23 protein-coding genes are annotated in these 22,524 nt (G+C 65.7%); 11 read left to right on the top strand and 12 right to left on the bottom strand.

All coding sequences use genetic code 11. The features are described from left to right. Positions 1-3 precede the first annotated feature (3 nt). From ACIBW7_RS33480 to ACIBW7_RS33460, 5 genes are all read right to left on the bottom strand, one after another. Positions 4-873 (bottom strand): ABC transporter permease, encoded by an 870-nt coding sequence (locus tag ACIBW7_RS33480; RefSeq protein ID WP_397053391.1) that lies wholly within the window; start codon positions 871-873, stop codon positions 4-6. Beyond that, positions 866-1,705, bottom strand: a complete 840-nt coding sequence (locus ACIBW7_RS33475) for an ABC transporter ATP-binding protein (protein WP_397053389.1) — start codon at positions 1,703-1,705, stop codon at positions 866-868. The genes ACIBW7_RS33480 and ACIBW7_RS33475 overlap by 8 nt, the downstream gene beginning before the upstream one ends. After that, positions 1,702-2,787: an ABC transporter substrate-binding protein gene (locus tag ACIBW7_RS33470; RefSeq protein ID WP_397053387.1), complete on the bottom strand. Its 1,086-nt coding sequence runs from the start codon at positions 2,785-2,787 to the stop codon at positions 1,702-1,704. The genes ACIBW7_RS33475 and ACIBW7_RS33470 overlap by 4 nt, the downstream gene beginning before the upstream one ends. A gap of 120 nt (positions 2,788-2,907) precedes the next feature. Continuing rightward, complete coding sequence (locus ACIBW7_RS33465) at positions 2,908-3,081, bottom strand: hypothetical protein (protein WP_397053386.1); 174 nt, start codon at positions 3,079-3,081, stop codon at positions 2,908-2,910. A gap of 10 nt (positions 3,082-3,091) precedes the next feature. Beyond that, on the bottom strand, positions 3,092-3,856 hold the full coding sequence (locus ACIBW7_RS33460) for an IclR family transcriptional regulator (protein WP_397053384.1): 765 nt from the start codon (positions 3,854-3,856) through the stop codon (positions 3,092-3,094). Positions 3,857-4,107: 251 nt separating this feature from the next. On the opposite strand from ACIBW7_RS33460, the gene ACIBW7_RS33455 reads away from it, so the two are divergent. Beyond that, positions 4,108-5,679, top strand: coding sequence for an FAD-dependent oxidoreductase (locus tag ACIBW7_RS33455; RefSeq protein ID WP_397053382.1), 1,572 nt, complete (start codon positions 4,108-4,110; stop codon positions 5,677-5,679). Next, positions 5,676-6,014 carry a ferredoxin family protein gene (locus ACIBW7_RS33450; RefSeq protein WP_040694186.1) on the top strand — a complete coding sequence of 113 codons (339 nt, stop codon included), beginning with the start codon at positions 5,676-5,678 and terminating at the stop codon, positions 6,012-6,014. The genes ACIBW7_RS33455 and ACIBW7_RS33450 overlap by 4 nt, the downstream gene beginning before the upstream one ends. Here the strand turns inward: ACIBW7_RS33450 and ACIBW7_RS33445 are convergent. Continuing rightward, the gene (locus ACIBW7_RS33445; RefSeq protein WP_397053379.1) at positions 6,011-6,709 is read right to left on the bottom strand and encodes a TetR/AcrR family transcriptional regulator; all 699 of its coding nucleotides are present in this window, start codon (positions 6,707-6,709) and stop codon (positions 6,011-6,013) included. The genes ACIBW7_RS33450 and ACIBW7_RS33445 overlap by 4 nt on opposite strands. Before the next feature lie 130 nt (positions 6,710-6,839). On the opposite strand from ACIBW7_RS33445, the gene ACIBW7_RS33440 reads away from it, so the two are divergent. The 5 genes from ACIBW7_RS33440 (at position 6,840) to ACIBW7_RS33420 (ending at position 12,485) form a co-directional block, all read left to right on the top strand. Further along, a complete protein-coding gene (locus tag ACIBW7_RS33440; RefSeq protein ID WP_357480304.1) occupies positions 6,840-7,769 on the top strand; it encodes an NAD-dependent epimerase/dehydratase family protein in 930 nt (309 codons plus the stop codon). Between the two features lie 62 nt (positions 7,770-7,831). Next, positions 7,832-9,556 (top strand): GMC oxidoreductase, encoded by a 1,725-nt coding sequence (locus ACIBW7_RS33435; RefSeq protein ID WP_397053377.1) that lies wholly within the window; start codon positions 7,832-7,834, stop codon positions 9,554-9,556. A gap of 552 nt (positions 9,557-10,108) precedes the next feature. Then, entirely contained in the window at positions 10,109-10,741 is a 633-nt protein-coding gene (locus ACIBW7_RS33430; RefSeq protein WP_397053375.1) for a DUF1906 domain-containing protein, read from the top strand. Positions 10,742-10,757: 16 nt separating this feature from the next. Beyond that, positions 10,758-11,306, top strand: a complete 549-nt coding sequence (locus ACIBW7_RS33425) for an N-acetylmuramoyl-L-alanine amidase (RefSeq protein ID WP_397053373.1) — start codon at positions 10,758-10,760, stop codon at positions 11,304-11,306. Between the two features lie 237 nt (positions 11,307-11,543). Beyond that, positions 11,544-12,485, top strand: coding sequence for an acyl-ACP desaturase (locus ACIBW7_RS33420; protein ID WP_397053371.1), 942 nt, complete (start codon positions 11,544-11,546; stop codon positions 12,483-12,485). Positions 12,486-12,817: 332 nt separating this feature from the next. Here ACIBW7_RS33420 and ACIBW7_RS33415 read toward each other — a convergent pair whose 3' ends face one another. Further along, the gene (locus ACIBW7_RS33415; RefSeq protein ID WP_397053369.1) at positions 12,818-13,465 is read right to left on the bottom strand and encodes a TetR/AcrR family transcriptional regulator; all 648 of its coding nucleotides are present in this window, start codon (positions 13,463-13,465) and stop codon (positions 12,818-12,820) included. A 156-nt stretch (positions 13,466-13,621) separates the two neighbouring features. Between ACIBW7_RS33415 and abc-f the strand changes: the two genes are divergently transcribed. The 3 genes from abc-f (at position 13,622) to ACIBW7_RS33400 (ending at position 17,122) form a co-directional block, all read left to right on the top strand. Then, positions 13,622-15,229 (top strand): ribosomal protection-like ABC-F family protein, encoded by a 1,608-nt coding sequence (abc-f, locus tag ACIBW7_RS33410; protein ID WP_397053367.1) that lies wholly within the window; start codon positions 13,622-13,624, stop codon positions 15,227-15,229. Positions 15,230-15,317: 88 nt separating this feature from the next. Further along, positions 15,318-15,926, top strand: a complete 609-nt coding sequence (locus tag ACIBW7_RS33405) for a CatB-related O-acetyltransferase (RefSeq protein ID WP_397053584.1) — start codon at positions 15,318-15,320, stop codon at positions 15,924-15,926. An 11-nt stretch (positions 15,927-15,937) separates the two neighbouring features. Continuing rightward, positions 15,938-17,122, top strand: a complete 1,185-nt coding sequence (locus tag ACIBW7_RS33400) for a macrolide family glycosyltransferase (RefSeq protein ID WP_397053366.1) — start codon at positions 15,938-15,940, stop codon at positions 17,120-17,122. Positions 17,123-17,332: 210 nt separating this feature from the next. On the opposite strand, the gene ACIBW7_RS33395 is transcribed toward ACIBW7_RS33400, so the two are convergent. Beyond that, entirely contained in the window at positions 17,333-17,869 is a 537-nt protein-coding gene (locus ACIBW7_RS33395; RefSeq protein WP_397053364.1) for a DoxX family protein, read from the bottom strand. Between the two features lie 25 nt (positions 17,870-17,894). Beyond that, positions 17,895-18,659 carry a dioxygenase gene (locus ACIBW7_RS33390; protein ID WP_397053362.1) on the bottom strand — a complete coding sequence of 255 codons (765 nt, stop codon included), beginning with the start codon at positions 18,657-18,659 and terminating at the stop codon, positions 17,895-17,897. A gap of 82 nt (positions 18,660-18,741) precedes the next feature. Here ACIBW7_RS33390 and ACIBW7_RS33385 point away from each other — a divergent pair, with 82 nt between their 5' ends. After that, complete coding sequence (locus ACIBW7_RS33385) at positions 18,742-19,200, top strand: MarR family winged helix-turn-helix transcriptional regulator (protein ID WP_397053360.1); 459 nt, start codon at positions 18,742-18,744, stop codon at positions 19,198-19,200. On the opposite strand, the gene ACIBW7_RS33380 is transcribed toward ACIBW7_RS33385, so the two are convergent. Genes ACIBW7_RS33380 through ACIBW7_RS33370 form a run of 3 tightly spaced genes read right to left on the bottom strand, consistent with a single transcriptional unit; the run spans position 19,197 to position 22,518 of the window. Then, on the bottom strand, positions 19,197-21,011 hold the full coding sequence (locus ACIBW7_RS33380; RefSeq protein ID WP_397053358.1) for a hypothetical protein: 1,815 nt from the start codon (positions 21,009-21,011) through the stop codon (positions 19,197-19,199). The two genes, ACIBW7_RS33385 and ACIBW7_RS33380, sit on opposite strands and share 4 nt — an antisense overlap. 21 nt (positions 21,012-21,032) lie before the next feature. Next, positions 21,033-21,548 (bottom strand): hypothetical protein, encoded by a 516-nt coding sequence (locus ACIBW7_RS33375; protein ID WP_397053356.1) that lies wholly within the window; start codon positions 21,546-21,548, stop codon positions 21,033-21,035. 10 nt (positions 21,549-21,558) lie between these two features. Next, complete coding sequence (locus tag ACIBW7_RS33370) at positions 21,559-22,518, bottom strand: enoyl-CoA hydratase/isomerase family protein (protein WP_397053354.1); 960 nt, start codon at positions 22,516-22,518, stop codon at positions 21,559-21,561. Between the last annotated feature and the right edge of the window lie 6 nt (positions 22,519-22,524).

Here is a 22,524-nt window from a genome sequence, read left to right as displayed (position 1 = left end):
TCCTTAACGGGAGGGTTCGGCGCGCCACCGGGACAGGCGGCGTTCGAGGGCGACGAGTAGGCCGTTGAAACTCAGCCCGAGCAGCGAGATGGCGATGATGCCCGCATACATATTCGGGATCTGGAAGTTCTGCTGGGCCGCGGTGATCAGATAGCCGAGTCCGGCACGGGCACCGACCATTTCGGCGGCGATGAGCACCAGAATCGAGGACGCCGCCGCCATTCGCACGCCGGTGAAGATCGACGGCACCGCAGCGGGCAGGATCACCTTCTGGAACAGCCGAATCGGCGAGAAGCCGAGCGAAACGGCGGATTTGATCAGCAGCGGGTCCACGGTGCGCACACCGGTGATGGTGTTCAACAGGATCGGGAAGAAGCTCGCGTACACCACGAGCGCGATCTTGGAGGTCTCCCCGATACCCAGGATCAGGATGAAGACGGGCAACAGCGCCAGTGCCGCAGTGTTGCGGAACAATTCGAGGATCGGATTCAAGAATTCGGCTACCGGTCGATACCAGGCGATGGCGACACCGACCGGAATGGCCACCGCGAGCGCTAGCGAAAATCCGATCGCCGACCGGGTCAGGCTCGTCGAGACGTGCTCCCACATCTCGCCGCTCTGCACCAGATCGATGAAGGCCTGCGCGACGGTCGAAAACGGCGGCAGGAAGACCTCGTCCACCAAACCGAGCCGCGGCGCCGCCTCCCACACCGCGACCAGCAGGCCGATGGCGAAGGTGGGCTTGAAGATGCGCCACGCCAGCAGCGCAACCGCCCGCAATATCCGCGACACGTCGACTGTCGGCACAGACTCCGCACGGCTGCGGACGACGACCGGCCGTGACTTCTCGACGACTTGCACTGCGCTAGACATGAACCGGCTTCCTCTCGATGCTCGTGGCCGACAGCGACTCGCGTTCGAGTCCCTGCGCCCGGGTGACTTCGCTCTGCAACTGCGACCAGATCTGGTGCCGTGTCTCCCGGAAGGGTTCGCTGGAGCGCACGTCCGAACCGGAGTTCCGGTCGATCTCGATATCGATCACCGCCTTGACCCGCCCGGGGCGTGAGGTCAGCACGGCGACTCGCTGGCCGAGGTAGACGGCCTCATCGATGCCGTGGGTGATGAACAGAATTGTTTTGCCGGTGGCCTGCCAGATCCGTAACAGTTCGTCCTGCAACGACTCCCGGGTCTGGGCGTCGAGTGCGGCGAACGGCTCGTCCATCAGCAGCACCTCCGGATCGAAGGCGAGGCTGCGGGCGATGGCGACGCGCTGTTTCATGCCGCCGGACAGCTCATGTGGATATCGGTCGCCGAATCCGGCCAGACCCACCAGTTCCAGGTATTCGTCGGCGATCTTCCGGCGTTCCCGACGCCGGACCCCCTTCGCCTCCAAACCGAATTCGATATTTGCCCGGGCGGTGCGCCACGGCAGCAGCGCGTACTGCTGGAAGACGATGCCGCGGTCCAGACCGGGTCCGCTGATCGGCTTGCCGTCCAACAGGATTCGCCCGGCAGTCGGCTTGCTGAGCCCGCCGAGCAGATCGAGCAGCGTCGACTTTCCGGAACCGCTCGGGCCAACCAGCACCAGGAACTCGCCATCGCGCAATTCCAGCGAAATATCCTCGATCGCGGTGAACTCCTCGTTGGACCCGCGGGCCGGGAACTGTTTGCGCACTCCGGTGAGTGCGAGTTTCACCTGACTCATTTCGACGCGACCACCTCTCCGGTCGGCCCGGTGATCGGACCGTAGGTCCCGTTGGCGTACGGGTTGTCCTTGTTGGTGTACAGATCCTTCGCCGTCAGCTTTCCGGCTGGCACATCGCCGTTGCGGACCAGCCAATCGATCCAGATCTGCAGTTCCTTCTCCGCGATCACCGCACCGGGGACCGGGAGGCCGGGGCTGCGCCAGAATTTCAGCAGATCGGTGTTCTCATTGCGGCCGCGCTTGTTGATGATCGAGGCGAAGCGCGCGACTACCTCGTCGCGTGGGGTCACCTGCAGCCAGCGCGTCGCCCGCGCGGTCCCCTGGACGAAGTCCTTGACGGCCTCCGGGTTCTGGGCGATGTAGTCCTTGCGGAAAACATAAGTGCCGTAGTCGAATTGACCGAACAGGTCCTTGTCGGTGTAGAGCGGGTGGATGCCGCCGCGCCCGACCGCACTCTCCCGGAAGACGCCGCCCAGCGCGCCGACATCGATCTGGCCCTTGCGCAGGGCGTCCTCGGTATTGGCCGGTGGCACCACGATCAGTTCGACCTGTTTGATCTCCTGGTCGGTCAGCCCCTGCTGGTGCAGCCATTCCCGGGTGATGAATTCATGGTGTGCGCCGAGGGTATTGATGCCGACCTTCTTGCCGATCAGATCCCGGGGCGAGTTGATGCCGGAATCGTCACGGACGAAGTAGCCGGTGAACGACTGCTCATCCGCGCCGTAGGAGCTGAGCACCGACGTGACGGGCGCGCCGCCCGCGGCCAACTTCACGACGGCGCCGTTGAAGGCGCTGCCGAACTCGATCTGACGGGTCGCGGCGGCTTGGATATTCGCCGGTCCGCTGGTGGTGTCACCCTCCCAGTGCAGCGCGATCTTGCTGAAGTAGCCGAGATCGTCCGCCAGTTCGTAGGCCGAGACCTGGCCGGTCGATCCCTGGTAGCGCAGTACGGCCTTGCCATCTGCGTTGGTGCCCGGCTCGGATCTGCCGCAGCCGGCGAGCACCGCGACCGCGGTGGGAATGGTGAGCACAGCGGCCACCGCACGGACGAACCGTGGCCTGGTTTTCTGGGACAGCGTCATGGAGGTTCTTTCACGGAATGCGCACTGCCGCGGCGCAATAGGGCACGCCACAACGGCAGGTAAGCGCGGAGGACTACCTGATTCGACTAATGCGGCGACCCAATTTCGGCGACCGCGGATTCAGGTGCGACAGACTCCATGGGGCAGGCGCATGAAATCCACCGTGCGACGGCGGATCAGCGCAATGGATTCGATCATGTCAACGACCTTCGTGGAATTCGGATAGAAGCGGCGACCCCGCGGCTTGGTGTCCATGGTGGGGTCGCCCGCCAGGGACGACAATGCCGATTTCACATTGTGAAAATCACCGTGAGTACAACTCCACCGGCGCATCGGTGATGGCGGCGGTGGACTGGAACAGTGGCCCGATCCGGCCCGCGATCTGCCGCATAGCAGGCACGATGCCGCGCACCAGCTCCTCGTTCAGTCGCGCAGAACGGGCCTGCACGCCGAGCGCACCCCAGACCTGCTTATCCGGGCCGAGGACCGGCACCGCCACCGACCGGACCGGATCCTCGCGGTCGATGAGCTCTACGGCAAAACCGCTGCGCCGTACGCGATCCAGATCCGTCAGCGGTGCGGGCCGGCGGTCGAGTCCGTCGACAACGGGCGCGAAGGCCAGCAGGGCCTGGCCGACGGCGCTGGAGCGCAGCGGCTGACGGGCCTGCGGCAACTGGTTGGGGCAGAAGTACACCGGCGGCCGCGCCTGAAAGACCGTGACCGCGTCCCGGTCGTCGGCGATACTCAGGCTGACGGTGATCTTGATGCCCGCGGCCAGCGCATAGAGGTGCGGCGCGGCCGCGTCGATGCCCAACCGCGACAGCGCGGGCCGGGCCAGCGAAGCGAGCCCGTGCCCGATGCGATAGCGATCGGTCGCTGGATCCTGCTCCAGCAACCGACCCCGCACCAATGCCTGGGCCAGCCGGTAAGTAGTGCTGACCGGAAGTCCGGCCCGATGCGCCAATTCGCTCACCGACAGCTCGGGATCATCGCCCTCGAAGCAGTTCAGTACGTGAATCGCACGGTCGACCGCTTGGGCACCCGAACGGGGTTGATCGGCGGCAGTCATGGTTCCTCCTGATATTTCTACCGATCGGGATGTGGCCAGAACTATCGCCGGATGATCCGGGCGCGGCAATGGTTCTGCGCCCGCTGCGCCGATTCCTCGCGCAAGAATGTCGGCAGCGTCAAAATCGCGCTGATTCGAAGGGTTTTGCGATCCCGACGACGCGCACAGAATTGAATTCCCCGCGCTGACCCCGCATTCCGCCGACGATTGCCGCTTTCTCGCCGCAATCCCGACGTATCAGGAGCAGACGCATGAGTGAACTCTGGCAGACCAGCACCGATGTACTGGTGATCGGCGGCGGTCCGGCAGCCGCATGGGCGGCCATCCATGCACGGGAGGCCGGCGCCGAGGTGACCCTGGTGGACAAGGGTTACTGCGGAACCAGCGGCGCGACGGCACCTTCCGGCACCGGCGTCTGGTACGTCGCCCCGGAGGCGACCGCCCGTGCGAATGCCAAGGCCAGCCGAGAGGCGCTCGGCGGCCATCTCGCCGATCACTATTGGATGGATCGCGTTCTCGATCAGACCTACACCAACATGAATCGGCTTGCGGTGGAGGGCAAGTATCCGTTCCCGACCGATCCGGCGACCGGTGAGCAGCTGCGCACCGGGGTGCAGGGGCCGGAGTACATGCGCCGGATGCGCGCGTGGGTCAAGCGGCTCGGCGTCCGGATCCTCGACCATTCACCGGCTCTCGAACTGCTCGTCGACGATGCGGGCACGGTCCGCGGCGCGGCCGGATACCAGCGTCGACTCGACCGCGACTACCGCATCGCGGCGGGTGCGGTGGTGCTGGCCAGTGGCGGGTGTGCATTCCTGTCGCGCGCGTTGGGCACCAATGTCGATACCGGTGACGGCGCGCTGATGGCCGCCGAGGTGGGTGCGCGCTTCTCCGGCATGGAATTCTCCAATGCCTACGCGATCGTGCCGAAGGGTTCGACCATCACCAAGACCGCCTACTACGGCTACGCGACGTTCTTCCACGAGGACGGACAGGTACTCGAGGGCGCGGGCTCCACGAAAGGCCGATCGGTAATTGCCCGAACCCTGTTGTCGGAGAAGGTATTCGCCCAACTCGACCGCGCCGACCGGACGGTGCAGACGCAGATGCGGCTCGGGCAGCCCAACTTCTTTCTGCAGTTCGATCGGCGCGGTATCAATCCGTTCACCGATCGTTTCGAGGTCGATCTGCTCGCCGAGGGCACGGTGCGCGGCACCGGCGGTATCGATATCGTGGACGACGACTGCGCGACCACGGTGCCCGGCCTGTTCGCGGCGGGCGATGCGGCTACCAGGGAACGCATCTGCGGCGGGTTCACCGGTGGTGGCAGCCACAATTCGGCATGGGCGATGTCGTCGGGGAGTTGGGCCGGAGCGGGGGCGGCACGGTTCGCGCTCGGCTCGTCTCGGCCCGACGATGCTCTGCGCGGCGCGGGACGAACCGGCTTGCAGCCCAGCGACTCCCCCACGCTCGATGCCGCCGAGGTTGTCGAGGCCGCGCAGGCGGAGCTGATTCCGTTCCAGAAGAACTACCTGCGCCACGGCGAGCGACTGCGCCCTGCACTCGACGCACTCGACACGCTCTGGGAGCGCGCTGCCAAGGAGCTCGGTGGCCGCACCGGTGACGATCGCATCCGGGCCAGGCAGGCAGCCGCCATCACCGCGGTCGGTCGGCTCATGTACGAATCGACTTTGGCGCGCACCGAGACTCGCGGTATGAGCAAACGCGCAGACCATCCGGAACAGGATCCGGCGCAGCGCCATCACATTCTGTCCGGCGGCCTCGACGCTGTGTGGACCAAGACCGCCGAGGTCGCGTCATGATCGAGGTCGTACTCGCCGAGGCCTGCATCGGGTGCGATAAATGTGTGGACGCCTGCCCCACCAACGTATTCGACCGCACCGAATCCGGAATCCCGGTCATCGCAAGACAATCCGACTGCCAGACCTGCTTCATGTGCGAGGCCTACTGCCCGACCGACGCCCTCTATGTCGACCCCGAATCGACCCCACTGCCTCCCGGCAGCCCGATCGCCCAGGATCAGATCGGCCGCTACCGCGAGAAGATCGGCTGGGGCAAGGGGCGCACCGCGGGCAGCCTGCTCGCCATCGGCCCCCGGCTCCCCCACGGCGCGCCCCCGCCCCGCCTGCGGCACTAATCGCGGTAGCCGAGTTGTTCGAGGAGACCGTCGAGTTGGAGTTCGAACAGTTCGGCGCGGTCGGTGAAGGTGTCGGTGCCGTACTGATCGAAGACGTCGAATGTTACGGCGCCGAACAGGCCGACCCACATGGTGATGCCGCGTGCGACGAGCCAGTCCGGTAGGTCGTGGTCGAATGCGGCTCTGATATCCGCGAAATTCGCCGCGAGCGCGGAGGATAACCCGCGCTCCTTGACCGGAGCGGTGAGCATGCCTTCGCGGTAGGCGCGGGCGAAGAGGGTTTGCATTGTCGCGATGACCCGCGTGCCGGGGACGGTGGTCTCCTCGGCGGGGGCGTCGTAGCCCGGCACCGGTGTGCCGAATAAAAGTCCGTAGCGGGCCGGTTCCGCCAGTGCCCAACCGCGGACAGTACGGCCGACGATGCGCAGGCCCTCGATCGGATCGTCGGGGGCATCGGCCAGCGCCGCGTCGACCGCGTCGCCGAGTGCGTTGTAGCCGTCGATCACGAGCAGTGTAAGCAGTTCATCGCGACTGCGGACGTAGCGGTATACCGCCGACGACACCACACCGAGATCGCGGGCGACCGCGCGCAGCGAGAGGGCCGCCGCGCCATCAGTGGCCAGATGTTCGCGGCCGATCCGGACGATATCGTTCATGGTCTGGGCCCTGGCCCGGGCACGTGGTGTCGTCGCCATACCGATCACCATGCGCGCTTCAGAGAGCGATGTCAACTAATGCGAGCACTGCTCTTGACTTTGGTTCGCGACGATTGCATGCTTGTGCACAACAGAGAGCACCGCTCACCAAAGTAGACAAGGAATCACCGTGTCGGAGTTGCACATCGTCACCGGAGCCGGGCCCACCGGAACCACCATCGCCGAGCAATTGGCCGCGGCAGGCAAACAGGTCCGGGTACTCACTCGCTCCGGGAGCGGTCCCGATCATCCACTCGTCGAGCGACGCAAGATCAATGCGACCCTGCCCGAACAGCTTTCGGGTGAGTTCGATGGCGCTACGGCCGTCTACCACTGCCTCGGAGGCTCCGAATACACGGCGAAGGTCTGGCGCGCGGAGCTGCCGCCGGCCGAGCGCACCGTACTCGATGAGGCCGAAAAGGCCGGCACTGTAGTGGTTTTCGCGGAAAACATCTATTCATACGGCAAGGTCGACGGTCCGATCACCGAAACCCTGCCCCGCAATGCCGATTTCGGCAAACCCAGCGTCCGCACACAGCTGGTGCGTGCTCGTGAGGCACACGCCGCCGCGACGGTGAGCGTCGCCGCCGCGGACTTCCTCGGCCCGTATGTGCGGGCTTCGCTGGCCGGGGAACAGGTCTTCGTCCCGATCCTCACCGGCAAGCGGGTTCAGGCATTGGGCAAGCTGAACCTGCCGCACTCCTACACCTATATGCCCGACCTCGCCGCCGCCATGATCCGCGCGGCCGCCGACGAATCGGTCTGGAATTCCTTCCTGCACGCCCCGACCGCGCCGCCGATCACCCAGCAGCAACTCTTCGACGCGATCGCCGCCGCCGCGGGTGTCGCGGCCCCCAAGGTCTTCGCCGCACCGGCCGCCCTGCTGCGCATGATGGGCTTCACCAATGAGACGATGCGCGAACTCGCCGAGATGAGTTACCAGGTCACGCGGCCGTTCGTGCTGGACTCGTCCGCCAGCGAGCAGCGCCTCGGCCTGCATCCGACGCCGATCGACGAGGCCATCGCGGCCACTGTCGCCTGGTGGCAGACCCAGCTCTGAGCGTTTGCTACTCGGTAGTAATGTTACCAGTGTCACTGGCGACACGGATCGAGGAGCACCACATGGACCAGCGAGAAACGGATTTCGACGTACTCGTGGTCGGGTCGGGATTCGGCGGCAGCGTCACGGCGCTGCGCCTGATCGAGAAGGGCTACCGGGTCGGTGTGCTCGAGGCCGGTCGGCGCTATGCCGATGACGAGCTGCCCGAAACCAGCTGGGACCTGCGCAAATTCCTGTGGGCGCCCAAGCTCGGCTGCTACGGCATCCAGCGCATCCACCCGCTGCGCAACGTGTTGATCCTCGGCGGTGCGGGTGTCGGCGGCGGTTCGCTCAACTACGCCAATACGCTCTATGTGCCACCGGAGCCGTTCTTCCAGGACCTGCAGTGGCGCGATATCACCGACTGGCGCGCCGAGCTCACTCCGTACTACGAGCGCGCGAAGAAGATGCTCGGCGTGGTGCAGAACCCGCATCTGACACCGGCGGACGAGGTGTTCAAGAAGGTCGCCGACGATATGGGCTGCGGTGAGACCTTCGTGCAGACCCCGGTCGGCGTCTTCTTCGGCGAGCCGGGAAAGACCGTCGCGGATCCGTACTTCGGTGGTGTCGGCCCGGACCGCACTGGCTGCCTCGAATGCGGCGAATGCATGACCGGCTGCCGCCACGGCGCGAAGAACACCCTGGTGAAGAATTACCTGTACCTCGCGGAAAAGGCTGGTGCGCAGGTGATTCCTATGACGACGGTGACCTCGATCCGCCCACTGCCCGACGGCACCTGGGATATCTCCACCGAACGCACCGGCGCGTGGTTCCGCAAGCGCCCGCAGACCTACACCGCGGGCCAGGTCGTACTCGCCGCAGGCACCCTCGGCACCCAGAAGTTGTTGCACGCCATGCGGGATCGGGGTGTGCTCCCCGAATTGTCCGACCGACTCGGCCAACTCACACGCACCAACTCCGAATCCATTGTGGGCGCGGCGACCCGCAAGGTGAATCCGGACGTCGACTTCACCCGTGGCGTCGCGATCACGTCATCGATCCACCCGACCCACGACACCCATATCGAGCCGGTGCGCTACGGCAAGGGCTCGAACGCGATGGGGCTGATGCAGACCCTGATGGTCGACGGCGGCGGCCGGATACCGCGCTGGCTGCGCTTCCTCGGCCAGGTGGTGCGAAACCCGTTCACGCTCATCAGTTTCCTGAGCGTGAAGAACTGGAGTGAGCGCACCATCATCTCGCTGGTGATGCAGCACCTCGACAATTCGATCACCACCTACACCAAGCGCACCCTGTTCGGTCGCAAGCTCACCAGCAAACAGGGCCACGGCGAACCCAATCCGACCTGGATTCCGGCGGGCAACGAGGTGACCCGCAAGGTCGCAGAGGAAATCGGTGGCGTCGCGGGCGGCAGCTGGGGCGAAGTCTTCAATATCCCGCTCACCGCCCACTTCCTCGGCGGCGCACCCATCGGCGCGGACCGCGGCACCGGCGTAATCGACGCCTACCACCGAGTTTTCGGCTACCCGACCCTCAGCGTCGTCGACGGCGCAGCCGTCTCCGCGAACCTCGGCGTCAACCCGTCACTCACCATCACCGCTCAAGCCGAGCGCTGTGCCGCCTACTGGCCCAACAAGGGCGAACAGGACAAGCGTCCCCCGCAGGGCGTTGCCTACCAACGGATTCAGCCCATCGCCCCCGATCACCCCGTCGTCCCCGCCGATGCCCCGGCCGCCCTGGTCCTCCCGATCGTCGAAATCCGCACCCACAAGTCCGCCGCCAGCTGATCGCGGGCGTTCCAACTGCGCCGATCGCTCACATTGCCGGATCGGTCGCCCCGTCTTCGAACAGGGGCACCCTATGACCAGATCGCCGCCGAGTTGGCGTCACCCGCCCCACCACCTACCGATACCTCGACAAGACGACCCGGTAGCCTCGCCACCCCGATCACCTGCGGGCTAGGCCATGAACTCAGCATCTCTTATCAGCTAAAAAGTATGCGCAACAACACGTTTAGACTGTTTTCAGCTTCAAGTAGCCGGTTTCGATTGTATGCTTCCCCCTCGAGCGAATTGGCCTAACCGGGGGGCTGGGGAACAAGACAACACCAACTCAGCGCCGAATCATTCTGCGAGCAGACCGATCTCGTGACACGCGCGCATCTTGCTTTTGAATTCCCTCCACCAATGTCGTCATGCGGCACGCGGATGGGATTCCTTGTCGTGCAACCAAGTGGAACCAAGATGCCAAGACACGCGCGCCGAATCGGCATGTGATGCTGCGCCGAGGAAGTCCTTGCCTGCCCGACCGGCAACACCCAGCCGTCAAGGAGGACAATCATGACGCGGTTGATCGATTTCTCCGCAGCTCTCATCGAGCCCGGCAACATCCAGACCGCGGGGTTTGCCGGGGTCATCGGATACTTTTCCGAGTCGAGACCCGGAACGAATTTCGCCGCCAAACCACTGCGGCGCGACTATTGCGACCGGCTGCGCGCCGCAGGCCTCGAGATCGTCACCAACTACCAGTACGGCAAAGCGGACACGGCCGACTGGCGTGGCGGCTACGACGACGGCGCCCGGCATGCCGAGACGGCGTTGCGCCTGCACGTCGAGGCGGGCGGTCCCGGCTACCGTCCGCTCTACGCTCCCATCGACGACAACCCCGGCCTCGACGACTGGAACAACCTCATCACTCCGTTCCTGCGCGGCTGGGCATCGGTGGTCGGCGCCGAGTGGACCGGCATCTACTGCAATGCCCGCTGCATCGACTGGGCTTTGGAAGATGGTGTCGCCCAATGGTTCTGGCAGCACAACTGGTCCGGTGATCCTGCCCTCAACGGTGATCACCCCAGGGCACACCTGCACCAGATCGAGATCGACCACCGCGAGATCGACGGCGTCGGAATCGACGTCAGCGATGTCCTGAAACCCGACTACGGACAATGGTCGGCCGCCACCAACACCCGATAACCCGAGGGGGAACACCATGGCGACATCACCTATCACCAAGCAGGACGACCAGACCGGCGTCAGTCCCAACTGCGACTCCCGCGACGGCGCGCAGGTGATCTGGTTCCTGCTGCACACCCAGGAAGGTGACGGCGATGCCCAGTCGCTGGCGCACTACCTGCAGAATGCCGATTCGGGCGTGTCCTACCACTACACCGTGGACAACTCCGGGACGGTGATCGACGTGGTCGACACCGACAAGTCCGCGTGGGCCGTGCTCAGCGGTAATCCACGTTCGATCAATCTGTGCTTCGCGGGCTCGCGCGTGGCCTGGACGCGGGAGGAGTGGTTCTCGAACATGCAGGCCGGAATCGACTGTGCCGCATGGATCGCCGTGCAGGACGCCCGCAAGTACGGGATCCCGATTCGCACGATCACACCCGAACAACTCGGCAACGACGAGGCCGGGATCGCCGACCACAACGCCTACACCATCGGCAAGCACAAGGGCACGCACACCGATGTCGGCCCCAATTTCCCATGGGACTACCTGAACTCGAAGCTTGCCGAGTACAACGAGCTCTGACCGAGACCCTGCCCGGCGTCGTTTGAGGCCGGCCACAGGGCTACTTTGGGGCAATCGTCCGTTTTCGCGCGAGCACACTTCTCGTTCCGGTTGGCCACCCGGTGCAGAGAAGTAGGTCTGGTGCGCACTGAATCGAAGGCGCTCGTTTAGGGTGTGGGGGCGGCTTGGCCGCATAGTCAGTAATGCGTGAACAGCGGTACGTTCCGTGGTCGGTTCCACCGAATCGAAAGGCGCTGCATGACAGAGGACTTGACGCAACTTCAACTGCTAACGGAGCTGGAGCCAGTTGTCGGTGCCAACATCGACCGGCATCTGGCCACAGTCAAGGACTGGTATCCGCACGATTATGTGCCCTGGGACGAGGGCCGCAACTTTGCAGCAATGGGTGGCAAGGATTGGGATCCCGAGCAGTCACGGCTCTCGGAAGTCGCCAAAGTCGCGATGATCACGAATCTGCTCACCGAAGACAATTTGCCTTCCTACCACCGCGTGATCTCCGACAATTTCACCAACGACGGGGCGTGGGGTACCTGGATCGGCCGCTGGACCGCCGAGGAAAACCGCCACGCCATCGCCATGCGCGACTACCTCGTATGCACCCGCGCTGTCGATCCCGTCGCCCTGGAGAACGACCGGATGGTGCATTTGACCCGCGGTGTGCACGCACCGGAAGGATTTGTCGGCGTGCTCGATCAGGTCGCGTATGTGACTTTCCAGGAGTTGGCCACCCGAATCAGCCACCGCACCACCGCACGAGTCTGCGAGGACCCGATCGCCGATCGGATGTTGCAACGCATCGCAGCCGACGAGAATCTGCACATGATGTTCTATCGCAACATCACCGGCGCCGCCTTCGACATCGCTCCGGACCAGACGATCGAGTCGGTGACCAAGATCCTGAAAACGTTTTCCATGCCCGGCACCGGAATGCCGAACTGGCGTCGCAATGGCGTGTTGATGGTCAAGCACGGGATCTACGACCTGCGTCAGCATCTGGACGAGGTCGTACTGCCGGTCCTGCGGATCTGGAAAGTCTTCAACCGCACGGACTTCACCGCACGCGGCGAACGCAGCCGCGAAGAACTCGGCGAGTACCTCGAGAAACTCACTCGCGACGTCATCAAGTTCGAAGAACAGCGCGCCCGCATCCTCGCCCGCGAAGCGGCGCGCGTCGGGTAGCGCACCCCTGGATGCCACAGTCGCGCACAAACATTCACGCGACTGTGACATCCGGCCCGATGCCGATCAGGGGCGGTCGAGGTCGACATCGACGCCGAACTCGCTCAGCTCGGCCCCACCGGCTAGCGGCCGCTACGAGTACGCGACACCCTGTCCTGACCACGCCTCCGCTGCCGACACCCTGGACTGCGACTCGCAGCGTCGAGTGGCGGTGTTTTCGCGTTGCCAGATGGCGCCGAGGATGAACGCTCGATATGCGGGCTACTTCGAGAGACTGGTGTCGGGGCCAGTCCGGTCAACCGCAGGTAGTCGTGCAGGGGCTCGAGACTCGGTCAGGTGGCGCCTGTTGTGCGCGGGTTGGTGAATGCGCCGCCGGATGCGGCGAGTGCGGCGCTGACGGCGGCGTCGTGGGGGAGGTGCGGGTCGGGTGGGGTGCGAAGCAGTACCAACTGGTGGTAGAGCGGTGCGGTAGCGGCGATGAGCACGGCGCGTGCATCGGTGGTGGGCGGGATTTCTCCGCGCCGGACCGCTCGCTCGATGATGATTTCGCACTGTGCGTACCGATCCTCCCAGAATTGTCGTAGGGCGCGGGCGGCCTCTTCGGAGCGGAACGAGACCGCGATCAGCGCCACCGCGATCGACGCCTCCTCGGTCAGCGAGTCTTGGATCTCCTGGTTGAGTGCCGCCAGGTCGCCGCGCAGGGAACCGATGTCGCGGGGGTGCCATTCCATATCGCTCGCCGCGGCGATCAGGTCGGTGATCAGGCCGCCGACATCGTGCCAGCGGCGGTACACCGTAGTCCGGTGTACCCCCGCGCGGGCGGCGACTGTGTCCACGGTGAGCGCGTCGTAGCCACACTCGGTCAGCTCCGCGTGGACTGCTTCGAGGACCTGGGCGCGAATGCGGGCGGTTCGGCCGCCCGGCCGAGGCCGGGCGGGGGTGGTCGGCCGGGGATTGTCCGGTGGCGGTGCGGAATTCATCTCGGTTGTCCGATTGCTTGACGGGGTAGGACGGTGTCGCTATCTTAGTGCAACAGTTGTCGCACTAGTGAGGTTGTCTGATGCTCTTCGGAAGTGTTCACCCGGCCCTGCGGTCCTCGATGGCCGCGCAGTTCTCGAACACTTCGGAGTGTGCATATGCCTACGCAGATCACCGCGCTCGCGGTCAGCAAGTCCTTCCACGGCCGACGTGTTCTCGATGAGGTGACCTGTTCGCTCGCCGCTGGTGAGTGCACCGGGATCATCGGTGAGAACGGATCCGGCAAGTCCACCTTGTTGCGTCTGTTCGCCGGGCGGGAGCGGCCCGACCGGGGTGAGATCGTCGTCCATGCCGACGGTGGCGTCGATTACCTCGCCCAGGACGAGCAATTACCGCCACAGCTGACGGTTCAGCAGGTCATCGACCGGGCGCTGAGTGAGCTGCGCGCAATCGAGCGCCGGATGCGCCGCCTGGAGGTCGCGATGGCCGCGGGCGACGAGTCCGGGATGGTCGAATACGCCGATCTGACAACGGTGTTCGAACTACGCGGGGGCTACGAGGCCGATGTCCGGGTGGACCGGGCGCTGCACGGTTTGGGATTGGCTGTGGTGGACCGCAGCCGTGCGGTCGGCGGGCTGTCCGGCGGCGAGCAGGTCCGGCTGCGCCTGGCGGCGGTGCTGGCCGCCGGGTCCGAGGTGCTGTTTCTGGACGAGCCGACTAATCATCTCGATGATGATGCCCTGACCTGGCTGGAAGATCACCTGCGTACCCGTCGCGGCACAACGGTGACGGTATCCCACGACCGGGTCTTCCTCGATCGAGTCGCGACCGTCCTGCTGGAGGTCGATGCGGACCGGCAACGTGTCGTCCGCTACGGCAACGGCTACGCGGGCTTTTGCGCCGAGAAGGCAGCGGCGCGAGCGCGGTGGGCCCAAGCCCATGAGCGATGGAAAGCCGAGGCCGACCGGCTCGGTGAGGTCGCCGACACCACCGCGCGGCGGGTAGCCCCGGGCCGGGCAATGAAGGACAACAACAAAATGGCCTACGACCGGGCGGGCGGACGAGTGCAGCAGTCGCTGGCCAGTCGGGTCCGTAACGCCGAGGAACGGCTCCGCCGCCTGCTCGCGGACCCGGTGCCACCACCGCCGGAACCGCTGCGCTTCACTCCCGCCCTGACGGCTGGCCCGATGCGCGGCACCGTGCTCGAGGCCACCGATATCGCCGTCGCGGGTCAGCTCGACCGGACCAGCGTCACGGTCGCCGTCGGTGAGCGCCTGCTGATCACCGGTCCGAACGGCGCAGGCAAGACCACCCTGCTGCGAGTGCTGGCCGGCGTGCTCGCGCCGCACGGTGGCACCGTTACCCGCCGCGGCAGGATCGGTTATCTCGCGCAGCAGCTGCCCTCCGCCGGCCCCGGGGACACGGTGCTGGACGCCTTCGCTCGCGGTCGCGCGGGACAGCCCGAACAGCACGCCGAACGGCTGTTGTCGCTGGGCTTGTTCGACCGCGACCGGCTTACGACGCGTGTCGAGAACTTGTCCACCGGCCAACGGCAGCGCCTCGCCTTGGCGCGGCTGGTCAGCGAGCCCGTCGATGTGCTGCTGCTCGACGAGCCCACCAATCACCTGTCCCCCGGCCTGATCGAGGAGTTGGAAACCGCCCTGGCCGATTATCGAGGCGCCCTCGTGATCGTCAGCCACGACCGCCGGCTGCGTGCGCGCTGGAACGGGGCCAACCTCGACCTGCGGGCGTCGGCATCCGTCTGACGTTGGCCGAATATCCACACTCCGAAGGAGTTTCGCTGTGCCCGACAACCCTGCCTTGGTTCCCGCCGACCCGGCCGTGCTCCACCCCATGCCGGGTCAGCCGCGGGTGGTGCTGCTGAAGCCGTTGATCACCTCACCCCTGATCGAGGTCGGAGAGTTCTCCTATTACGACGACCCGGACGATCCGGCCGCGTTCGAAACCCGCAACGTGCTGTACCACTACGGGCCGGAGAAGCTGATCATCGGGAAGTTCTGTGCACTGGCCACTGGCGTGCGGTTCATCATGAACGGCGCCAACCACCGCATGGACGGCCCCTCGACCTTCCCCTTCCCCACCATGGGCGGCTCGTGGTCCGACCACTTCGACCTGATCACCGGTCTGCCGAGCCGCGGGAACACCGTCGTCGGCAACGACGTCTGGTTCGGCAACGGCGTGACGGTGATGCCCGGCGTACGGATCGGCCACGGGGCGATCATCAGCACCGGCTCCGTGGTCACCGGCGACGTACCCGACTACGGCATCGTCGGCGGCAATCCGGCCCGCCTGCTTCGCACCCGCTACAACGACTCCGACATCTCCCGGCTGCTGGCGGTGGCCTGGTGGGACTGGAGTGTCGAGCACATCACCGCACACGTGCGAACGATCATGTCGGGCAGCATCGCCGACCTCGAAGCCGCCGCCGAAGAACGGAACTGAGGGAAACCGCTATGCCTGCTCGTCCTGCCCACATCGCGATGGTCGGCATCCCCATCGTCAGCCACGTCCTGCCCAGCCTCGAGATCATTCGCGAACTGGTGGCTCGCGGCCATCGCGTGACCTACGCCAACGACCCGGCCGTGGCCGACCTGATCACCGCCACCGGCGCCGAATTCGTCTCCTGCACTTCGGTATTGCCCGTTGCCGATAACAACTGGCCCGACGACCCCGTCGCCGTGATGAATCTGTTCCTCGACAACGCCATCCAGGCACTCGCGCAATTGCGCGCTGCCTACGAACACGACCCCGCAGACCTCTACCTGTACGACATCGGCGCCTACGCCGCGCGTGCCCTCGCCGAAAGCCAGCACCGCCCTGTCCTGCAACTGTCCCCGACGTTCGTAGCCTGGAAAGGCTACGAACAGGACGTCGCAGCACCGCTACGGCACCTGCCGGGTGCCGACGCCTACCGGACGAAATTCGCACAATGGCTCGCCGACAGCGGCGCGGCCACCACCGATGTGGATGCCTTCTCCGGCCTGCCCGACCGGGCCCTGGCCCTGATACCGCGGGCAATGCAACCACACGCCGACCAGGTCGACACCGGCACGGTGACATTCATCGGTCCCTGCTTCGGTACGCGCGAGGAAGGGCAGAGCTGGGTCCGCCCGGCCGACGCGGAGAAAGTCCTGCTGATCTCCCTGGGTTCGGCGTACACCCGCCAACCGGAGTTCTACCGCCAATGCCTGGCGGCCTACGGCAACCTGTCCGGCTGGCACGTCGTCCTGCAAATCGGCAGACACACCTACCCACAGGAACTCGGCGCGATCCCGCCCAACGTCGAAGTGCACTCCTGGGTCCCGCAGCGGGCGATCCTGGACCAGGCGGACGCCTTCGTCACCCACGCCGGCATGGGCGGCTGCGGGGAAGGACTACTGGCAGGTGTCCCGATGATCGCGGTGCCACAAGCCGCCGAACAGTTCATCAACGCCGATCGCCTCGTAGAACTGGGCGTGGCCCGCCGCATCGACACTGCGGAAGCCACCGTCGAGATGTTGCGAAACACCTTGAACGAACTCGTCACCGACGCTGAAGTCACCCGCCGCTCGGCGCGACTGCGCGCCGACACGCAGGCCGAGGGCGGGACCGAGCGCGCCGCCGACCTGATCGAGAACATCATTGTCAACAGAACATGAACATGGTGCCGCGCATGCCGTTGCCAGTCGCCGGCCCTGAGAGACATTCGAGTTGTTCGGGTAAGTGCGCCGGGCCGGGTAGCAGCAGCGTCCGCGAACATTCGTTCGTGAGACCAGATGCAGCCGGCCCGGCAGATGTACGACGAACACGGAAAGATCAGTGAAGACCCGCCCGGCAGTCTGCCCGGCGGGTCTACCCGATCGAGCCCGTCAGTTGCGGACGATCAGGACCGCGCCCGCGACCACCAGAGCCAGCACGATGGCGGCAATGCCGAAAACGAGGCGGTGGTTGCGCAGCGCCGGGATCATGCGGTCGACGGCGTTCCGGCCCGGACCGGTGAGGGCGAGCGATGCGGCGGCCAGGGTGAGGAGCAGTTCGTATTCGATGCCCTTCGGGGCGAAGAAGCCGCCGCCCCATTTGACGGCGATCGCATTGAGCAGAGTTCCGACCAGTGCCGCGGCGGCGAGCGGGGTGAGCAGGCCGACGGCGAGGGCGAGCCCGCCGAGTGTTTCACTCAGACCGGCGACCACGGCCATCGCCTTGCCCGACGGGTAGCCGCTCATCGTGAAGAATGCGCCGGTGCCATCGAGGCCGCCGCCGTTGAACCAGCCGAACAATTTCTGCGCGCCGTGTGCGGCCATGGTGAGTCCGACGGCCAGCCGCAGGACAAGTAGGCCGAGGTCGTAAGTATGTGTGGGCGTTGCGGTTTCGGTGTTCACGGCGGGTGCGGTGATGGTCGCGGTCATTGGACGCCTTTCGTTGTGGGGTGGATCAGCCGAGTTGGATGGAGCGCCGGGCCATGCCCAGCCAGAACCCGTCGATGACGGTGCGTTGGTTGGTGAAATCGTCGGCGCCCGCACCGAGGGCGACGAACAGCGGTGCGAAATGGTCGGTGCGTGGATGCGCGAGATGTGCAGCGGGGGCCTTGTTTTCGAAGTCGAGCAGGGCGTCGAGATCGTGCGCGGCGAGCGTTTCGCGGCCCCAGTCGTCGAATTCGGCAGTGAAGTTGTAGACGTGCTCGTCATCGGTGGTGAGGGCGCGCAGGTTGTGGGTGAAGAAGCCGCTGCCGACGATCAGCACGCCCTCTGCGCGCAGCGGCGCGAGCCGACGGCCCACCTCCATCAGCCGCTGCGGGTCCAGCGTCGGCATCGACAGCTGCAATACCGGGACATCGGCCTCGGGATACATCTCCTTCAGCGGCACATAGGCCCCGTGGTCCAGCCCACGATCCGGTACATCGACGACACCGCCGCCGAGCAATCTGCGCACCTTGCCGGCCAGTTCCGGCGCACCCGGCGCGGCATATTGCACGCGGTAGTAGCGCTCCGGGAAACCGCCGAAGTCATAGATCAGCGGCACCGTCGTGGTGGCGCCGAGTGCGATCGGCGCGGCCTCCCAATGCGCGGAAATCATCAAAATCGCGGTGGGACGCGGCAATTCGCCCGACCACGCGGCCAACTCACCGGGCCACCGCGGGTGATCGGCCAGCGGCGGCGCGCCATGTGAGAGGTAGAGCACCGGCATCTGTCCGGCCATCGGTGTCCTCCATCCAACTAGTTCAAATTTGAACTCGCTCGAAACTATAGCGTGTTGTTCAAATTTGAACAACAACGGTAGGATGACTATCGTGGCTGACGCGAAATGGCTGAACGAGCGGGAGATGCGCGCCTGGCAGGGTTTCCTGGCGGCGGGTGCGCTCGTCGGCCGTCAGGTCGAACAGCACCTCAAACAGGAGGGGCTTTCGCACACCCAATACGAGGTTTTGGTCCGCCTCGCCGCGGCACCGAAGGGCCAACTACGCATGACCGAATTGGCCGATGCCCTCTACACATCGAAAAGCGGTCTGAATTACCAGGTCACCCAAATGGAGAAGACCGGTCTGGTACGCCGCGAAGCCTGCCCCACCGATGTTCGCGGCGTGATCGCCAACCTCACCGCGGCCGGACGCGATCTCCTCGAACAGATCGCCCCCGGCCATGTCGAAACGGTCCGCCGCGTGCTCATCGATGTGCTGACCCCCGAACAACAACAGGCCATCGCTATCGGGCTCGGCGAGGTCGCCCGACGACTCGCCTAGCTCTGGGCTCGCCGGGACACGAACACGGTGCAGCACACCGAGACGACGCCGACCGCCAGCAGGACCGCGACGGGCAGGATGAGCGCACCATCGATGCCGGTGTGGGCGGCGTCGCCGAGGGCGGTCACGGCGTAGCTGCTCGGCAGCAGGCGGCGCACGAAATCGGAATCGGATGCGAGATCGCGGTAGCCGCCGCCGAAGATCGCGGCAGCACCCACCAGCACCGCCATCACCACCATGCCCGCACGTCCGGCCAACTGGCCCAGCGCGACCGCGAGTGCGGTGCAGGCCAGCGAAGTCAACGTGAGAATCGCGAAAACAGCTGCGACGTGGTCTGATTCATCGAGCAGAAGGGCACCGACCAGGCCGACCCCTCCGGCGACGAGCGCCGCCGGCACGTTGGGCAGCAGACCCGCACGTGGCCGCCGTTCGACCCACCAGGCTCGCACCGCCGCGATGGCCATTGCCGCCAGCAGCACCCAGACGACCGCGTGCACCAGATCCTCGGAGGTCAGCCCATCTGACTCCCCCAGCCGGACGGAATCGGACACCGCCCGCGCGGTGACATCCGATCGGGTGGGCAGTCCGCGCACGCCATTGTCGAGGGTGGTAACCAATTGCGCCGTAACCTGTTTGAACTGAGTGAGCTGGGTGGTGATCTGATCCTGCATCCCGGGCAGCTGGTCCTGCGCCTGCCCCAACTGACCCAGCACATCGGTGATGGTCCGCTCACCGTCGCGCAGCAGGGCGCTCACCATGCGCAGCCGATTCACCGCCAGGGTCAGCACATCGGATATGCGGCACTGTCCGGATACCGGAACTCCCAGCAGGCCGGACAGATCAGCCAGTTGTGTCGAGAGCAGTTCAGCACCGACCCGCAACCCACGCAAGCCCGCGGTAGCCTGCTCGTCGGCGGCCCCACCGGCCACGGCTACCAGACCGGTCAACTGATCGGCCATCCGCTGCGCGTCCGGAATTCCGCTGGCCCGCAACGCATCCGCGATCGGCAGGAGTACCGTGTGCAGTTGACCGCGCACCGCCGCCGTTGCGGTGACCGCCTCCCCCGCCGCGTCCAGTCCCGCACCGCCCTGGTCCAATCCGGCCCGCAGGTCGGTGAGCGTGACGTCGACACCGCGCATACCCGCCGCGAATACCTCCAGCTGGCCGGCGATATCGTCGACAACGCCGACATTGTCCTGAATGGCACCGAGCAGTGTCTGCGCGCTCGCCATCAGCGGACCCGCCTGTGTCATCAGTTGATTCACGCTCGCCAGCGCATCGGTGAATGTGGCGTCGGCCTGTTCGGCGGCGGAGCGGATGCCCGCAGCGGTAACCGAGGCGATGTCGAGATTGGTGCGCGCCCGCGATACCGAGACCAGTAGATCGTTCACCCCGACCCTGCTCGCACCGGCCGAAACACTCTGCACCAGTGCGGCATACGTCGCGGCATCCAATTCCGCGTGGCCTGGTGTCACCAGCACCGTCCGATCGGCCGAATTCTCCCGCGCCGCAGGCGTATCGAAGGCAGCGGGCACATGCACCGCCGCGACCAATTCGCCGTCGGTCAGATCGGCTGCCACCTCGTCGGCGGTGCCGACCCGCCAGTCGAAGTCGGGAGCCGCGGTCAATTCGGCGACGAAACGGGCGCCGGCGGAGCCGGGTTTGCCCGATCCGGCGTCCTGAACGACCGCGACGCTGGGTTTACGCTCCCCCCGGTCCGAGGTCGGATAGGCCGCACCGGCGAGCACCGGGAGCGTCAGGACCAGCAGCAACAGGACCCGAGTGCGCCACCCGGAGCTCGATAAAGGCATGAGCGAAAGGGCCTTTCGCCGTCAGTGGCACGCGGGCGAGGTCTGACCGAGACTTGCCACCATCCCGCAGCCCCAGGCCTGATCGAGTTTCCAGCGGCCGTCCTCGGCGACCAGCGGAATCTGGGCGTCGTTGGGCGTGCCGTTGAAGGTGAGGGTGGCTTCCGCGATGGCGGTACCGTCGCAGTAGTCGGTCACCTTGTTTATCCGTGCGGTGAAGTTCATCTGACGCAAAGTGTCCTGCATCCGGTTGAACAGCTCGGGATCCTCGCGCCCGCCCTGCACCAGGTCGACCTTCTCGGCGGACGGCACATTCGGGTCCAGCCCCTTGCGCAACAACTCGTCGAGGGTGGCGACCGTGGGTGAGGCCGGATACTTGCCGGTGGCCGGACAGTTTCCGGGCGTCACCGCGGAAATGCTGGAACTCGTCGCCTTCTTACTGTTTTCGGTGCTGTCGGAACCGCAGGCAGTCACGGTGAGCGCGACCGCCGCGAGGCTCGCCAGCAGTGTCATCGGGCCCACATATCTGCGCGATGTCATGGTCTCCCCTTCATTTTTCGTTCAGCTGTGCCGAGGCGGCGCCGTTGCCGCTCTGCGGAAATGCCCGCCAGATGTCCTTGACCACGTCATCGGTCGGATCGGGTTGGGCCGCTTGTAATTCCACGAAACGGTCGAGATTGCGTCTTGCCGTCGAGACCGAGGTGGTGGCGATCAGGCTCGCGGCTTCCATTCGACTGGCGCGGCGGAACGACCGGGTGCCGGCGTCGTACACCGCGCGTTTGATCTCTCGGTTGATCAGTGGCGAGCGGGCCGCCAAGCGCTGTGCCAGGCGCATGGTCTCGGCCTGCACCTGCGATTGCGGTACCACCCGATGTACCAGGCCGAGGTCGGCGGCCTCGGTGGCATCGAGCCAGCGTCCCGCCAAAAGCAATTCCAGCGCGCGGGCGGTGCCGAGCATGCGCACCAGCCGCTGGGTGCCGCCGCCCGCGGCCAGCATCGCGATGGCGGACTCGGGCATCCCGATCTCCTTGTCCGCGGCCAATACTCGGATATCGCAGGCGAGTGCGAAGACACAGCCCATGCCGAGTGCGAGGCCGTTGATCGCGGTGAGGAATACCTTGTCCATCCGGTTCATCCGGTCCAGGACGGCGTAGAGGCGGGCCATCAGCAGCAGTCCGCGCAGCGGAGACCGGCGCAATACCCGGTCCACGGCTCTGGTGCGTCCGGCGAATCCGCTGACAGCCGCGAGTAACCGAGCCGGGCCGACCGGGATCGGCAGCACCGCCATCCGCGCGCCACGCACCAGATCCGGAACGTGGAATCCGGTCATGTAGACCTCGTCCGTTCCGGTGAAGACGACCGCGCCGACTGTGTCGTCGTGTTCGAGCTCGCGGGTCAGTTCATCGAGTTCGATGCTCATCCGTTCGTCGAAGAAGTGCCGCGGCGGATTGTCGAAGGTTACCACCAGCACCCGTCCGGTGCGGCTGGTGCGCAATCGCTGGAAAGCCATGTGCGG

Origin of the sequence: Nocardia sp. NPDC049526, assembly GCF_044465765.1 — a bacterium.
Taxonomy (GTDB): Bacteria; Actinomycetota; Actinomycetes; order Mycobacteriales; family Mycobacteriaceae; genus Nocardia.
The sequence above is the reverse complement of the archived record's forward strand: the minus strand, read 5'-3'. Positions and strand labels throughout refer to the sequence as shown.

Excerpts from the sequence above, each read along its gene's own strand:
- abc-f (WP_397053367.1), top strand. The coding sequence starts at position 13,622 with ATGCCTACGCAGATCACCGCGCTCGCGGTCAGCAAGTCCTTCCACGGC.
- ACIBW7_RS33460 (WP_397053384.1), bottom strand. The coding sequence starts at position 3,856 with ATGACTGCCGCCGATCAACCCCGTTCGGGTGCCCAAGCGGTCGACCGT.
- ACIBW7_RS33370 (WP_397053354.1), bottom strand. The coding sequence starts at position 22,518 with ATGGCTTTCCAGCGATTGCGCACCAGCCGCACCGGACGGGTGCTGGTG.
- ACIBW7_RS33420 (WP_397053371.1), top strand. The coding sequence starts at position 11,544 with ATGACAGAGGACTTGACGCAACTTCAACTGCTAACGGAGCTGGAGCCA.
- ACIBW7_RS33480 (WP_397053391.1), bottom strand. The coding sequence starts at position 873 with ATGTCTAGCGCAGTGCAAGTCGTCGAGAAGTCACGGCCGGTCGTCGTC.
- ACIBW7_RS33455 (WP_397053382.1), top strand. The coding sequence starts at position 4,108 with ATGAGTGAACTCTGGCAGACCAGCACCGATGTACTGGTGATCGGCGGC.
- ACIBW7_RS33430 (WP_397053375.1), top strand. The coding sequence starts at position 10,109 with ATGACGCGGTTGATCGATTTCTCCGCAGCTCTCATCGAGCCCGGCAAC.
- ACIBW7_RS33390 (WP_397053362.1), bottom strand. The coding sequence starts at position 18,659 with ATGGCCGGACAGATGCCGGTGCTCTACCTCTCACATGGCGCGCCGCCG.
- ACIBW7_RS33435 (WP_397053377.1), top strand. The coding sequence starts at position 7,832 with ATGGACCAGCGAGAAACGGATTTCGACGTACTCGTGGTCGGGTCGGGA.
- ACIBW7_RS33400 (WP_397053366.1), top strand. The coding sequence starts at position 15,938 with ATGCCTGCTCGTCCTGCCCACATCGCGATGGTCGGCATCCCCATCGTC.
- ACIBW7_RS33450 (WP_040694186.1), top strand. The coding sequence starts at position 5,676 with ATGATCGAGGTCGTACTCGCCGAGGCCTGCATCGGGTGCGATAAATGT.
- ACIBW7_RS33425 (WP_397053373.1), top strand. The coding sequence starts at position 10,758 with ATGGCGACATCACCTATCACCAAGCAGGACGACCAGACCGGCGTCAGT.
- ACIBW7_RS33405 (WP_397053584.1), top strand. The coding sequence starts at position 15,318 with ATGCCGGGTCAGCCGCGGGTGGTGCTGCTGAAGCCGTTGATCACCTCA.
- ACIBW7_RS33395 (WP_397053364.1), bottom strand. The coding sequence starts at position 17,869 with ATGACCGCGACCATCACCGCACCCGCCGTGAACACCGAAACCGCAACG.
- ACIBW7_RS33385 (WP_397053360.1), top strand. The coding sequence starts at position 18,742 with ATGACTATCGTGGCTGACGCGAAATGGCTGAACGAGCGGGAGATGCGC.
- ACIBW7_RS33380 (WP_397053358.1), bottom strand. The coding sequence starts at position 21,011 with ATGCCTTTATCGAGCTCCGGGTGGCGCACTCGGGTCCTGTTGCTGCTG.
- ACIBW7_RS33415 (WP_397053369.1), bottom strand. The coding sequence starts at position 13,465 with ATGAATTCCGCACCGCCACCGGACAATCCCCGGCCGACCACCCCCGCC.
- ACIBW7_RS33470 (WP_397053387.1), bottom strand. The coding sequence starts at position 2,787 with ATGACGCTGTCCCAGAAAACCAGGCCACGGTTCGTCCGTGCGGTGGCC.
- ACIBW7_RS33475 (WP_397053389.1), bottom strand. The coding sequence starts at position 1,705 with ATGAGTCAGGTGAAACTCGCACTCACCGGAGTGCGCAAACAGTTCCCG.
- ACIBW7_RS33445 (WP_397053379.1), bottom strand. The coding sequence starts at position 6,709 with ATGGCGACGACACCACGTGCCCGGGCCAGGGCCCAGACCATGAACGAT.
- ACIBW7_RS33375 (WP_397053356.1), bottom strand. The coding sequence starts at position 21,548 with ATGACATCGCGCAGATATGTGGGCCCGATGACACTGCTGGCGAGCCTC.